10 protein-coding genes are annotated in these 14,637 nt (G+C 63.8%); 3 read left to right on the top strand and 7 right to left on the bottom strand.

Annotation, left to right across the window (positions count from 1 at the left end):
- Positions 1-334: 334 nt before the first annotated feature.
- From JEY66_RS29595 to JEY66_RS29585, 3 genes are all read left to right on the top strand, one after another.
- Positions 335-1,501, top strand: a complete 1,167-nt coding sequence (locus JEY66_RS29595) for an integrase core domain-containing protein (protein ID WP_244620959.1) — start codon at positions 335-337, stop codon at positions 1,499-1,501.
- Between the two features lie 126 nt (positions 1,502-1,627).
- Entirely contained in the window at positions 1,628-3,565 is a 1,938-nt protein-coding gene (locus JEY66_RS29590) for an alkyl/aryl-sulfatase (protein WP_016842347.1), read from the top strand.
- Between the two features lie 364 nt (positions 3,566-3,929).
- A complete protein-coding gene (locus JEY66_RS29585) occupies positions 3,930-4,424 on the top strand; it encodes a septal ring lytic transglycosylase RlpA family protein (RefSeq protein WP_016842348.1) in 495 nt (164 codons plus the stop codon).
- A gap of 21 nt (positions 4,425-4,445) precedes the next feature.
- Here JEY66_RS29585 and JEY66_RS29580 read toward each other — a convergent pair whose 3' ends face one another.
- The 7 genes from JEY66_RS29580 to JEY66_RS29550 form a co-directional block, all read right to left on the bottom strand.
- On the bottom strand, positions 4,446-5,414 hold the full coding sequence (locus tag JEY66_RS29580) for a zinc-binding dehydrogenase (protein WP_018270746.1): 969 nt from the start codon (positions 5,412-5,414) through the stop codon (positions 4,446-4,448).
- A gap of 151 nt (positions 5,415-5,565) precedes the next feature.
- Complete coding sequence (locus JEY66_RS29575; RefSeq protein ID WP_018270747.1) at positions 5,566-6,561, bottom strand: NAD(P)H-dependent flavin oxidoreductase; 996 nt, start codon at positions 6,559-6,561, stop codon at positions 5,566-5,568.
- A 247-nt stretch (positions 6,562-6,808) separates the two neighbouring features.
- Positions 6,809-7,243 carry a CBS domain-containing protein gene (locus JEY66_RS29570; RefSeq protein WP_016846946.1) on the bottom strand — a complete coding sequence of 145 codons (435 nt, stop codon included), beginning with the start codon at positions 7,241-7,243 and terminating at the stop codon, positions 6,809-6,811.
- A 301-nt stretch (positions 7,244-7,544) separates the two neighbouring features.
- Positions 7,545-8,861 carry an oxalate/formate MFS antiporter gene (oxlT, locus tag JEY66_RS29565; protein ID WP_026192540.1) on the bottom strand — a complete coding sequence of 439 codons (1,317 nt, stop codon included), beginning with the start codon at positions 8,859-8,861 and terminating at the stop codon, positions 7,545-7,547.
- A 230-nt stretch (positions 8,862-9,091) separates the two neighbouring features.
- Positions 9,092-10,384, bottom strand: a complete 1,293-nt coding sequence (gene oxlT / locus JEY66_RS29560) for an oxalate/formate MFS antiporter (RefSeq protein ID WP_026192541.1) — start codon at positions 10,382-10,384, stop codon at positions 9,092-9,094.
- 258 nt (positions 10,385-10,642) lie between these two features.
- Positions 10,643-10,780 (bottom strand): hypothetical protein, encoded by a 138-nt coding sequence (locus tag JEY66_RS29555; protein ID WP_016848357.1) that lies wholly within the window; start codon positions 10,778-10,780, stop codon positions 10,643-10,645.
- A 189-nt stretch (positions 10,781-10,969) separates the two neighbouring features.
- The gene (locus JEY66_RS29550; RefSeq protein ID WP_018270749.1) at positions 10,970-14,278 is read right to left on the bottom strand and encodes an autotransporter outer membrane beta-barrel domain-containing protein; all 3,309 of its coding nucleotides are present in this window, start codon (positions 14,276-14,278) and stop codon (positions 10,970-10,972) included.
- Positions 14,279-14,637 lie beyond the last annotated feature (359 nt).

The following is a 14,637-nucleotide window of genomic DNA, read 5'->3' as shown; positions in this document are numbered from 1 at the left end:
CGTGATTTCTCGCACCAGGTCCCCTTTTTTGGCAGCTCGGCCCGCAGCGTTCGTATGCAGTTTGTGCCAGAGCGCGCAGCCACGCGGACAGAAGTCGCCGGGCATGCTTTGACGCCACAACTTCGGGTGGAACGATTCCCTTCTGGAGGTGTTTGGCGGCGATGCTCTCGGTGCTCAGGGAGCGGACCAAAGAAAAGGGAGAGGCCACATGAGGAGCGTTTTCGCGGGTACAGACCGGATAGATACCCGACAGTTTAGACCGGCATGATTGCCGACAGGTTTCTAGAAGCATCGGCGGGAGGGCCCGACGATGCCGTTCAGAGAGACCAGTCGGATGGAAGAGCGTATCCGGATGTTTATGGAGTACGAGAGCGGGAACTGGAACGTGTCGGAGTTGTGCCGCCGTCACGGTATCTGCCGCGACACGTTTTACGCATGGCGCCAGCGGAAGCAGAGCGGCGATCCGGAGTGGTTCAGGGACCGTTCGCACGCGCCGCAGCAATGCCGACAAACGACCGATGCAGCGATTGCAGAGAAGGTGATCGCGGCTCGGCAGCGCTTTCCCTATCTGGGACCGCGCAAGCTGCTCGCCTTGCTCGACCGCCAGGCGCCGGAGATCGATTGGCCGGCGGCGTCGACGATTGGGAGCATTCTCAAGCGCGCGGGGCTGATCTCGCCGGTGAAGCGCCGTCGCCGTCCGCTCGACCAGCGGCGTCCCTGCACGCCGGTGCAGGAGCCGAACGACGAGTGGAGCGTGGACTTCAAGGGCTGGTTTCGCACCCGCGACCAGTGCCGGGTCGATCCCCTGACGGTGGCCGACAGCCACAGCCGCTTCCTGATCGAACTGCAGATCGTCGCACCGACGACCGAGGGCGTCCGCCCCCGCTTCGAAAGAGCTTTCCGCGAGCATGGCCTGCCGCGGGCAATCCGCTGCGACAATGGTTCGCCGTTCGGCTCGCGCGGCGCCGGCGGTCTCACCACATTGTCGGTCTGGTGGCTGAAGCTCGGCATTACGCCGCGCTTCATCCGTCCGGCCTCGCCGCAGGAGAACGGTCGCCATGAGCGCATGCATCGCACCTTGAAGGCGCAAACATCGAGCCCACCGGCAGATAATGCGTCGGAGCAACAGGCCCGCTTTGACGCCTTCCGAGAGCATTACAATAGGGAACGTCCTCACGAAGCGCTGGGCCAACGGCCGCCGGAAGACGCCTATCGAGCATCTCAACGCACCATGCCGGATCGCGAGCAAGACCCCTGGTATGACGCCAATCACCAGGCCCGCCGTGTTCGCGGCAACGGAGAGATCAAATGGAAAGGCAAGTTCGTCTTTATCGGTCAGGCGCTGGTGAACGAACTTGTCGGCATCGCCGAACTCGATACCGGTGACCACGTCGTCCGCTTCTGCGACCTCGACGTCGGTCTCATCGACCGCCGCGGTCTGTTCACCCGGTTCGCTCCGCCGCGTGAGGGGCTGCGCGAACCGGGTGAACAGACCGCTTAACCCAAACTGTCGGGGATCATGCCGGTCCAAAATGTCGGGAATCATGCCGGTTGAACAGCGAAGGCGTCAATCCTCGGGGTTGTCAGCGCGGGCCTGATCGGTACGGCCGCGGCACAGACTCAAGATTTGCGCAAGGGCGCGGCCGATGCGACCAAGCAGGCAAATTCGGTCTTGCTGAAACAGCTGCCGTTTAGCGACACCTCTGATTTCGACGCGGCGAACAAAGGCTTCATGGCCGCGCTGCCATCCGAGACAATCAAGGGCAGCGCGGGCAACGCGATCTGGAACCCGCAGCAGTACGGCTTCATCAGCGACGCGACGGCCCCCGATACGGTCAACCCAAGCCTGTGGCGACAATCCCGGCTGATCAACATCTCCGGCTTGTTCGAGGTGACCGACGGCATCTATCAGGTCCGCAACCAGGACCTGTCGAACATGACGATCATCGAGGGCAGCGAGGGCGTTACAATCGTCGATCCGCTCGTCTCGGCGGAGACGGCAAAGGTGGCGCTCGACCTGTACCGCTCGAAGCGCGGCAACAAGCCAGTCAAGGCCGTGATCTACACCCACAGCCATGTCGACCACTATGGTGGTGTGCGGGGTGTCACCAGCGAGGACGACGTCCAGTCCGGCAAGGTCAAGATCTACGCGCCGGATGGATTCCTGGAGGCTGCGGTCGCCGAGAACGTCATGGCTGGCACCGCGATGAGCCGGCGCGCCAGCTACATGTACGGCAACCTGCTCAAGGCGGATCCGAAAGGTCAGGTCGGCGCAGGTCTCGGCACCACGACCTCGGCAGGCACGGTGACGCTCATCGCGCCGACCAACATCATCAAGGAAACCGGACAGAAAGAGAAGATCGACGGCTTGACCTACGAGTTTCTGATGGCACCCGGTTCGGAAGCGCCTTCGGAGATGATGTGGTTCATCGAGGAAAAGAAGGCGATGGAATCCGCCGAGGACGCGACTCACACGCTGCACAATACGTATTCGCTTCGCGGCGCCAAAATTCGCGAGCCGCTGCCCTGGTCGAAATACCTCAACCAGGCGCTGGTGATGTGGGGCGACAAGGTCGATGTGGTGTTTGCGCAGCACCACTGGCCGACATGGGGTAATGACAAGGTGGTTTCGCTTCTGGAGAGCCAGCGCGACCTTTACCGCTTCATCAACGACCAGACCCTGCGCATGGTCAACCACGGCATGACGATGCGCGAGATCGCCGACGGATTCAAAATGCCTGACAGCCTCGCCAATGTCTGGGCAAACCGCGGTTACTACGGCTCGATCTATCATGACGTGGCCGCCACCTATGTTCTTTATCTTGGCTGGTTCGACGGCAACCCGGCCACCCTGCACGAACTGCCGCCGGTCGAGGCGAGCAAGAAGTACGTCGAGTTCATGGGCGGCAGCGACGAGGTTCTGAAGAAGGCCAAGGCTTCCTACGACAAGGGCGAATATCGCTGGGTGGCTCAAGCCGTCCACCACGTCGTGTTCGCCGATCCCGACAATCAGGCCGCCAAGAATCTCGAAGCCGACGCGCTCGAGCAACTCGGCTATCAGGCCGAGTCCGGACCGTGGCGCAACTTCTACCTGACCGGCGCCCAGGAACTGCGCAACGGAGTCGCCAAGCTGCCGACGCCGAACACCGCGAGCCCCGATACGGTGCGCGCGATGTCCGCGGATTTATTCTTCGACTATCTCGGAGTTCGCCTCAACGCGGAGAAGGCCGGCAACGCGCATGCGAAGCTCAACTTCGAGTTCGGCAAGGACGGCAATTACTTCGTCGAGCTGAAGAACGGCGTGCTGAACCACACGGCGAACATGAAGTCCAACAATGCCGATGCGACGGTCGCGTTGTCGCGCGATACGCTGAACGGCATCATCCTGCAGCAGACCAGGTTTGACGATGCCATCTCGTCCGGCGCGGTGAAGGTCAGCGGAGACCAGACCAAGCTGCGCGATCTCGTGTCGTATCTCGACACGTTCGACTTCTGGTTCAATATCGTGACGCCGAACGCGACGGCTCAATCCGCCACGACGGGGCGAGGGGGAACGTCGCGATAATCATACGATAATCATACGGTCAAACGGCGCGGGGCACTTGCCTCGCGCCGCTGCGTTATGCGCACCTTGCCGAAGATCGCGCGGATCTCCTCGATCGATCGGGTAGGGAAGGTGGAGCCGATATACCCTTCACGCGCAGTCGAAAGACAGTGCCGATCAGTCATTTTGCTGACGCAATCTCTGTCTTAGTCGGGCGAGAAACTGAAGACACGGTGTGAGGACCGCCCCGGTTCTCATAACGGTTCCACCGCCGGAACTGGCACGAATCCGCAAAGAATTGGCACGCGTTAACGCCTCCGCGTTCGCTCGACCATGTCTTGCGGCATCGGGAACCGGAAGATCGAAGAAAATCAATCAAGGAGTTATGATGCTGTTCGGCTCGAGCGCCGCGATTTGCGGCGCCCTGGTTGCGCTCGCCATGTCTGGCACCGCTGCTCGAAGTGAAATTGCTGCGGTTCATTCAAGCGCCGTCGTCAATGCCGCGTGTGGGGATGCAATCGTTGGCGCGGCATCCATGTACAATCCGTTCAAGCCCGGCAAGGAGGAGGGCGGCCCGAGCACAGCCTCCGGCGAGCGCTATGATCACTCGGTCTGGGCAGCTGCCATCAAGACGAGTTTGCGTCGCAAGTTCGGTGGGGTCCAATTTGGCGCGAGGCCGAAATATGCCCTCGTCGAGGCCGTCGGCAAGAAGGTCATCGTGAAGATAAATGACGTGGGGCCATTACGGCCCGGCCGCATCATTGACCTCAATGAGCGGACGATGCGCTACTTCGATCCAAGCCTGGAGCTCGGAGTCATCAGTGGCGTCAAGGTCAGCCCGCTTGCGGGGGACTATTGGATTCCCGGACCCGTTGGCTGATCCGCCCTTCGCTCGCGGTTGCTACAGCGTCACCACGATCTTGCCGAGATGCTTGTTGGCTTCCATGTGCTCGAACGCCTTGCCGATGTCGGCGAATTTGTAGACCTGGTCGATCGGCAGCTGCAGCTTGCGTGCCTCGACCGCCGGCCAGATGTCCTTGCGCACCTCGTCGAAGATCGCGCGGATCTCCTCGATCGAGCGGGTGCGGAAGGTGACGCCGATATACTGGATGCGGCGCGCCGCATGCAGGTCGAAGTTGAAGTCGCCATGGGTGCCGCCGAGCCGGCCGACATTGACGATGCGGCCCTTGACCTTGGTCGCCTTGAGGTTCTGGTTGGCGACCGGTCCGGAAACCTGGTCGACGATCAGGTCGACGCCTTCGCCTGATGTCGCCTGCAGCACCTGATCGACCCAGCCGGGATCCTTCGAGTCCACCGCGAGATCGGCGCCGAACTCCTTCAGCCGGCCGCGCCGCATCGCGTCGGTCGATGAGCCCACCACGAGCCTGGCGCCCTTCAGCTTGGCGATCTGCATCGCCATCAGGCCGACGCCGGAGCTCGCGCCCTGGATCAGCACGGTCTGGCCCGGCTGCAGCGCGCCGTTGGTGACGACGGCGTTGTGCATGGTGGCGAGCGCGACGGGCAGGGTTGCGGCCTCGTCGAAATTCATGTTCGAGGGCGCGCGGAACAGCCGGCCGTGATCGGCCAGCGTGTATTCGGCGAATGCCGCGCCGCCGGAGCCCATGATCTTGTCGCCGACCTTGACGCTTTTGGCATCGGGGCCGAGCTCGGCGACCTCGCCGGCCCATTCCATGCCGAGCACGGTGCCGACGCCGCCGGCCGCGCCGTGGACATGGCCCTTGGTCATGCCGAGATCGGCGCGGTTCAACCCGCAGGCATGAACCTTGACCAGCACCTGGGTGCCCTTCGGCACGGGCTTGGCAACGTCGGTGATTTCAGGGCCGTTGGCTCCGTAGACATAGGCTTTCATGGGGCATTCCCGGCTAGTTGTCTCGCGTGAGTTGATACCGTCATCCTGAGGTGCGAGCGAAGCGAGCCTCGAAGGGTGAACGGCCCGGCTGGTGGCCGTCGACCCTTCGAGACGCGCTTCGCGCTCCTCAGGTGACGGATCACGACGGGCCCTATTCCGCGGCCTGGCGCTTGGCGCCGGACATCATGGCTTCCAGCCGCTCGCGGATGATCGCTTCCGCTTCGTGGACGATGCGCGACACCAGCTCGGCGCAGGACGGAATGTCGTGGATCAAGCCCTGCACCTGGCCGGCCGACCAGATGCCTTCGTCGGCATCGCCTGATGCGTAGACCATCTTGCCGCGGGCGCCGGCGACCAGCTCGCGCACGTCCTCGAACTTGGCGCCTTCCTTCTCCATCTGCACGACCTTGGTCGAGATCGCGTTCTTGGCGACGCGCGAGGTGTTGCGCATGGTGCGGAAGATCAGCTCGGTCTCGCGCTCGTCATTGGCGACGATGCGCTCCTTCACGAGCTGGTGGATCGGGCTCTCCTTGGTGCACATGAAGCGCGTGCCCATGTTGATGCCTTCGGCGCCAAGCGCGAGCGCAGCGACGAGGCCGCGCGCGTCGCCGAAACCGCCCGAGGCGATCATCGGGATCTTCACCTTGTCGGCGGCGGCGGGGATCAGGATCAGGCCGGGGGTGTCGTCCTCGCCGGGATGGCCGGCGCATTCAAAGCCGTCGATCGAGATCGCGTCGGCGCCCATCCGCTCGGCGGACAGCGCGTGGCGCACGCTGGTACATTTGTGCAGCACCTTGATGCCGTGCTTCTTGAACTCGTCGACATGTTCCTGCGGCTTGTTGCCGGCGGTCTCGACGATCTTGATGCCGCTCTCGATGATGGCCTGGCGATACTCGGCGTAGGGCGGCGGCTTGATCGCGGGCAGGATGGTCAGGTTGACGCCGAACGGCTTGTCGGTCAGCTCGCGGCAGCGCGCGATTTCCTTGCGCAGATCGTCCGGCGTCGGCTGCGTCAGCGCGGTGATCATGCCGAGCGCGCCGGCATTGGCGACGGCCGCAACCAGCTCGGCGCGCCCGACCCATTGCATGCCGCCCTGCACGATCGGGTGGTCGACGCCGAACATTTCGGTGAAACGTGTCTTGATCATTCTGCCCTCGTTTCCATCGGAATTTTCCGTGACGCGGACGGCGGCGCACGGTGTTGTTATGGGATGTCGAGGGAAGGATGCAGTCCTGTCCGGCAATTGTCTACCGGCGACCTGCGGCGCGCCCATGCGGAAATGACGGGCCGCGGCGGTCAGGCGAGGGCGGGACGGAAATCTTTCGTCATCTGTTCAGGCGCTCGTGATCGAACACGCAGCGCCTGGCTGAGAGCAAGGCAAAGCAGGCGCGTGTTTACGCCGGCACGGCGTCCTTCTTCGACGCGGCGGTCTCCTCGTCGAACGCCGCGGCGATGTCGCGCATGCTGACGACACCGATCAGGCTGTAATTGTCGATGACGGGCACATGGCGAATGTGGTGCTTGGTCATGAGATGGCGGATGTGCTCGAGCGTGTCGCTCGATGTGCACGAGACCAGCTGCTGCACCGAGACGAACTGCGACACCTTCATGCCGGCACCGGCCGCACCGTGCTCGGCGATCGCGCGCACCACGTCGCGCTCGGTGAACATGCCGACGGCGGTGTTGCCCTCGGTGCGAACGACATCCTTGACCACGAGCGCGCTGATATTGCTGGCGCGCATCAGTTGCGCGGCAATCGCGACGGTCTCGTTCATGCGCACCGTGGCGACGCGGGGGGTCTTCTTGCGCAGGATATCTCCGACTTGCATGGCAACCTCCTTGGTTATCGTTGACGGGAGTCTGGTATACAAAATGCCAATTGTCAACGTCGCTGTCATAGGAATCTACCATCAGGAAACGGCTTAAATAGGCAGGTTCGCTGACGTTTCCGACGATTGTGAGCGGCGAGGGCGATCTGCCGCGCTTGGCGTTCTGGTATCTGGCATCCCTGCCTTTGGCAAAAGAACTTGGCAAAAGAAAAGAGGCGCACCGAAATGCGCCTCCATCAGTCTCCGGGGAAATGTCGGGACCAAGCGGTCCTGATCGGGTGGTCTTGGCCAAGCCGTCTTGTTAAGCCGTTTTGGCGCTCGTTGCGGTCTCTTCCGCGGCGGCAGCCTCGTTGCCGTTGATGAAGGCGCGGCGCATCGGCTTGATCACGAACAGCGCCATCAGCGCCGCGGTGGCGTTGAGGGCGACCGCGATCACGAACACCGCCTGCCAGCCATAGCTGGCGGCAACGATGCTGGCGGCAGGCACCAAGAGCGCTGCGGTGCCCTTCGCGGTGTAGAGCATGCCGTTGTTGGTGGTTGCGAACTTCGAGCCGAAGGTGTCGCCGCAGGTCGCCGGGAACAGCGAGTAGATCTCGCCGAACACGCCGAAATAGACCGCGGTCGCCAGCACGAACACCACCGGGTTGTGACCCCAGGTGGATAGCGTGAGCAGCATCAGCGCGCCGGTGCCGAACGCGATGAACATGGTGTGCTCGCGGCCGATATTGTCGGAGACCCAGCCGAAGAACGGCCGTCCGAAACCGTCGAAGATGCGGTCGAGCGAGATCGCAAATGTCAGCGCGGCCATCTGGAAGCCGGCGAGCGTGACCGGCGTGTTCGCGATCTTGTAGTCGTGCGCGATCGGCGCGATCTGCGCCGCCGCCATCAGGCCGCCGGCGGCGACCATCACGAACACTAGATACATCACCCAGAAGATCGGGCTGCGCAGCACCTGCGGCGGCGTGAAGTCGACCTTGGTCTGCGGCAGATTGAGCTGCTTCTTCTTCGGCGGGATCGAGACCGCGGGCGGCTGGATGAAGAAGGCGAGCAGGAAGACGATCATTCCCTGTCCGATGCCGAAATCGAAGAACGCAGTCTGATAGCCGCTCGCGGCGATCATCTTTGCAATCGGCACCACCGTGAGCGCGGCGCCGGCGCCGAAGCCGGCCGCGGTCGCGCCGGCGGCGAGGCCGCGGCGATCGGGAAACCACTTCAGCGCGTTGCCGACGCAGGTGCCGTACACCGCGCCGGCGCCGATGCCGCCGAACACCGCGGCCGTGTAGAGCAAGGCGAGCGAGTCGGCATAGGAGTTCAACACCCAGGCGAGCGCGATCATGATGCCGCCGAACATGATGACGAGCCGCGGGCCGTATTTGTCGACGAACCAGGCCTCGACCGGCACCAGCCAGGTCTCGGTCACCACGAAGATCGTGAAGGCGAACTGGATCGCCGCGCGGCCCCAGTGGTGCGCGCCGTCGATCGGATCGACGAACAGCGTCCAGCCATATTGCAGGTTCGCGATCATCGCCATGCAGACGATGCCCATGACGAGCTGCAGCCAGCGGAAGCCGCTGGACGAAGGTTGAGCTTGTGTGACGGCAGTATTGCTGGAAACCATCAAGTCCTCCCGAGCGCGCTGGTCTTGTGACCGAGTGTCGCAATTATTGTGGCGTATCGTCGCAAGCGCTCGGCGGAAGTTGGTATACTATATTCCAGAAAGCAAGCCCTTCATTCTGCTGCAATGCAGCAAATCTGCCCGCCGCTCCGGACGGCCTCTTCCCAACGGCAAAACGAAAAGCGCCCGGCTTTTGACCGGGCGCTTCGCAAGCGATGGTGGAGGGCGGTTGCTTAAGCCGTAGCCGATTTCGCGACCACGATTTTTCGCCAGGGCTTGAGCAGGGCGATCGCGAGCAGCGAGGCGAGGATGTTGGCGCCCGCCGCGATGATGAACACCTTGTCCCAGTTACCCGACGATTGCTGCATGTAGTTGGCGATCGGCACCAAGAGCGCCGCGGTGCCCTTCGCGGTGTAGAGCAGGCCCGCATTCGTGGTGGCGAACTTGGCGCCGAACGTATCGGTGCAGGTCGAGGGGAACAGCGAGTAGATCTCGCCCCAGGCAAAGAACACGAAGCCCGAGAGCAGCACGAACCAAACCGGATCGTGTCCCCAGAGGTAGAGCATCCAGATGCCGATGCCTTCCATGCCGAAGGCGATGAACATCGTGTTCTCGCGGCCGATCATGTCGGAGATCCAGCCGAAGAACGGACGCGTCAGACCGTTGAGGACGCGGTCGATGGTCGCCGCGAAGGTCACGGCCGTCATCGTCACCGCCATCAGCGTGACCGGCACGCTGTCGACCTTCCAGTCGACCGCGATCGGCTTCAGGTTCGCGGTCACCATCAGGCCGCCGGCGCCGACGATCACGAACATGAAGTACATCAGCCAGAAAATCGGCTGCCGCAGCACTTCGGTCGGCTGATAGTTGCGCCGGGTCTGGATAATGTTGGCATTCGCCACGACGGCCGGCACCTGTCCGGCCTTCGGCGCCAGCAGGAAGAAGGAGAGCAGCACGATGATGATGCCCTGGCCGAGACCGAAATAGAGGAAGGTGGTCTGGAAGCCGGAGTCCTTGATCATCGCCTGGATCGGTGCGACCGTGAGCGCCGAGCCCGCGCCGAAGCCGGCAGCGGTGATGCCCGCGGCAAGTCCGCGTTTATCCGGAAACCATTTCAGCGCATTGCCGACGCAGGTGCCGTAGACGCCGCCGGCGCCGATGCCGGCGATGATCATGCCGAGATAGTAACCGTTCAGTGTCGTCGCCTGCGCGTTGATCGCCCAGCCGAGCGCACAGAGGATGCCGCCGACCAGCACGACGATGCGCGGACCGTATTTGTCGACGAACCAGCCTTCGACCGGTACCAGCCAGGTCTCGAACAGCACGAACAGCGTGAAGGCCCATTGGATCGATGCGCGATCCCATCCGAATTTCTTCTGGATGTCGGGGACGAAGAACGTCCACCCGTATTGATAATTTGCGATCATCACCATCGCGGCGACGCCGATCGCGAGTTGCGTCCAGCGATAGGTGTCGCTGACACGCGCGGCCGCAGGGGCCGCAGTTGCCTGAACCATGTCCGACATAGATCCTCCCAGTGCGCCCCTTGTCGTTGCTTATGAGCGCGCGACGGCCATCTTGGTATCCGATATGCCAAGGTTCAAGCTGTCGCAGGGGCGGCGCGCGCTTATGCCGCACAGGACTCAGCCCCGGCACCCCGGGAGACTAGTTCAGCGCGCAAGGAAATGGCCCCGAAAATCGGGGCCATTGGTCGAAGGTTCAATGTCAGGTCGCATCTCGCGACGAACGCTGCATCCGGCGGAGAGCGCCGGAAATCCCTTGGCTTAGAGGCCGAAGCGCGGCAGGTCGCCGTTGCGATTCGAGATCTCCGCGCTCTTCATCAGCAGGCGGTCGATCGAGGCCAGCAGGCGGCCGAACAGGGTGGAAGAGGGTGCGAGCGTCAGTGCAGTGGTCTTGGACATTGGTGTCCCCTTTCATTGGAGGCCAGCAATGGGCCGGCTCATCATCTGCAGCCAAACTATGTATACCAGATGCCAGATACAACGGACTTGTTTGCATAGCAGCATGCACGACTGTGCAATGCAGCAAAAATCGCTGATCGGCACTCCGGATTGGCGTGGGATGGGGAGCAGTCCGGCGGCGCCGCCGGGTCAGAATTTCCAGCTAAAACTGGCCTTTACCGAGTGGTCCTGGACCCGGTCGGCAAGCTGGCCAACATAGGCGATGCCGATGCTGGCCTGCGGCGTGACCCGCAGCTCGAGCCCGCCTTCGACCAGCGCCGCGTTCCGCGCCAGCGGCACGCCGGCCACGGTGAATCCGGTTCCCAGGCTCTGGAACGCGAGCGCCGCCGTCGGGGTCACGTCGCCGAAGGCGTACTGCCAGGCCACCGAGGCGCGCGGCGTCAGCTGCATGCCGTTGGTGAGGGTGAAGCTGGTGGCGATGCGGGCGCCGAGCGAGGAGTAGCCGACATCCTGATTGCTGCCCGCGCCGCGCAGCGCGGCGGCGCCGCTGCCGCCGGTCTCGGCAAAACTGTCGGTGTTGAGGTGGGCCCAGGCGAGGCCGGCGAACGGCTCGAGCGCGGCGCGGCCGAGCGATAGCCCGTAGCCGATCTCGCCGAACACCTGCGCCGTGGTCGCGTCATAGCGGGCGCGCGCCGTATCGAAGAAGCCCGGGAACACGATCGAACGGCTGCTGTCGAGCGTGCTGAAGCTTGCCGAGGCGCCGCCGCGCAGATTGACCGCGCCGTAGGTCGCGCCGACATAGCCGGCGAGATGCGCGGTGTCGATGTTGGCCGAGCTCGCGCGGTCGCCGATGCGCAACGCGGAATTGGTGTAGCCGCCGGCGATGCCGGCGATCCAGTTCGGCGCAAAGCGGTGATCGACGCCGCTGAAGAACCCAGCGAGGTCGCGCGTCATGCCGCTCGCATTGCCGTCACCGCCGAAGCGGCCCCAGGCGCCGACGCCCTGGGCCCAGAAAGTGGTGTCGGGCAGCCGCACGGGCGCCGCGAGCGGCGGCGCCTTGATCGGGAAGCCGGGACGGCTCGCGCCGGCATAGGCAAGGGCGGAGGCGGCCGCCATCGAATCCATCGCCGCGAGCTGCGGACCGCCGGCGCTGAGCGCGGCCATCGGCCCTGCATCGCCGGCAAACGCGGATTGCCGCAACCGGCCGAGCACCGCATCGCGCAGATAGCGTGAATCATCGAGCATCGCGGTCTGCGCGCCGGCATGCATCTCGCCCGACAGCGCGTCGAACGCCTGCCGTGCGCCGGCGACGTTCTGATTGAGGATGCTGACCACCAGCGGGCTGGTCTGCGCGCTCGCCTCGAGCGCGTTGGAGACCGCGAGTTGGTTCGGCGTCTGCGCGACATCAGGGAAGGTCGTGCTGTTGCGCGCCAAGGTCAGGTACACATTGCCCGGATCATAGGTCAGCGACGGGTTCAGGAAGGTGAGGCTGCTGGTGACGTCGGCAAAAGTGCCGGTGACGCCGCTATTCGCGGTGAGGATGGTGTAGGTGGTTTGCGGCGCATAGGTGCCGTTCTGCGCCAGCGCCAGCACGCTGCCGCCGCCGAGTGTCGCCTTGCCGGTGGCGACGATCCTGTCGGACTGGCCGGCGGCATTGGCTTCGACCTGATAGATCGAGCCGGCCGCGAAGCTGACATTGCCCGAGACGTTCAACGTGCCGATCGAATTGCCCGGCGCCACGGTGCCGCCGCTGGCAATGGTGAGGTTACCGACGGTGCCGTTGCCGCCAAGCGTGCCGCCCGCGTTGACGGACGTGAGGGACGAGGAGGCGATCGAGCCGTTGACGCTGAGAGTGCCGCCATCGACGGTGGTGTTGCCGGTATAGGTGCTGTTTGCGGTCAGGATGGTCTTGCCGGCCTCCACCAGCAGCGATCCTGCGCCTGTGATGACGGGGTCGAACGTGTAGTTCGCAGACGTGTGGTTGAAGACGATGCTGCCGGTGCCGGCGCCGAACGTGACGGTCGGCGTGCTCAGCGTGCCCGGCGCCGCGGCGGCCTGGCCGAGCCCGGCGCCGATATTGACGGTGCCGGTCGAGCCAGCCTGATTGGCGACACCGAAAAGCGGCGTCGTTACGATGCCGCCGTTCTGGATCGTCAGCGTGCCGGTGCCGGCATCGCCGACAAACAGGGCGAAGCTGTTGGTCCAGGACGAGCCGGAGCCGGTGACCGTGGCCGTGCCTTTCGAGCCGGCGAGGAAGCCGACGGCGCTGCCGATCATGCTGGCCACCGCGCCGTTCTGGATGGTCAGCGTGCCGGTGCCGCCACCTCCGACATTGAGAATGCCGCCATGGGTCCAGGACGACCCGGGGCCGTCGATCGTCACCGTGCCGTTCGAGCCCGCAATGACGCCGATACCGGCAATCCCGCGAGTCGCGCTGGGGGCGCTGGTGACCGTGGCGCCATTTTGAATGTCGAGCGTGCCGGTGCCGGAGTAGCCGACATACAGGAAGTCAGCGCTGCTCAGCGACGAACCGACGCCGGTGACGACGACGTTGCCGTTGGAGCCCACATTGGAGCCGATGAAGGTCGTGTCGTTGCTGACCGCGCCGCCGTTCTGGATGTTGAGGACGCCGGTGCCGACATAGCCGACATGAAGCTCCTTGCCGACGAGAAGCGATGAACCGGCGCCATCGACGGTTGCGTTGCCGTTGGATCCGAAGACATAGCCAATATAGGCATTGGAGCCGGCGCCGTTGCTCACGACGCCGCGGTTCTCGATGTTCAGCGTGCCGGTGCCGGCGGTGCCGACATAGAGTTCGGCCGAGTTGGTCCAGGACGAGCCGGGGCCGGTGACGGTGACGGTGCCGCTCGAACCGGGAACAAAGCCGACGCGGCCGTTGCGATCGCTCACGGTGCCGCCAGCCTTGATTGTCAGCACACCGGTTCCGTTTGCGCCGACAGCGAGATCGTCAGTCATGTTCCAGGACGAGTTGGGTCCGGTGACCGTTGCAGTCCCGCTCGAGCCGGGCAAAGACCCGATCAGGCCGTTGGTGCCGGCCACGGTGCCGCCGTTCTGGATCGTCAGCGTGCCGGTGCCGGCCACGCCGACAGTGACGCCGGGACTGAACCACACCGAGCCGAAGCCATCGACCGTCACGGTGCCGTTCGAACCGGCATTGTTTCCGATGAAGCCATTAAGGTCGTTCAGCGTTCCGCCGCCCGAGATCGTCAGCTGGCCGTTGGCGTTTTGGCCAATAGTGACATTGGTGGCTTGCCCCGCGGTCCCTGCGATCGCCGTGGGGTTGGGCGAGGTCGTATCGATCACCGCGTTATTGGGGTTGGCCGGAAGGGCGTTCGGGAGCCAGTTGGTCGGGTCGGTCCAGATCGACGAGTTGGCGCCGGTCCAGACGATGTCGGCCGCATGGGACGGCATCGCCGTTGCCGTGAGCAGCGCCAGCGCAACCAGCGATGTCGTGCCCAGCAGGGCGTCGCGAAGCAATGCGCGCCCGTGGCGCGCGAGCGATTTTGCTTCGAAACAATCAGCGCGTGTGTCGTCGAACTGTCCTACAGCGGGACGTTCCGCTGCGTCTTCCAATGGGGTCACCGCATTCAGTCCCGGTAGTAACTCGAATTGTTGCAACTTTCGCCGGGCCATGCGTGTTACTGCCCCTGACGACGTCGCGCGATGTGTCGGACTCGACACAGCGCAGAGATTCCGTAATCGAATGCGATCTGGCCATTACCCTAAGGGGTATACCAACGCGCGCACGAACGATAAGACGGCGAGCGAGGCTTTGCTGCAACATGTGGGCACGTCGTGACGTTGCAGCGATCGCCAAAAAATCAAATCAAACCTGG

Origin of the sequence: Bradyrhizobium elkanii USDA 76 (assembly GCF_023278185.1) — a bacterium.
Taxonomy (GTDB): Bacteria; Pseudomonadota; Alphaproteobacteria; order Rhizobiales; family Xanthobacteraceae; genus Bradyrhizobium; species Bradyrhizobium elkanii.
The sequence above is the reverse complement of the archived record's forward strand: the minus strand, read 5'-3'. Positions and strand labels throughout refer to the sequence as shown.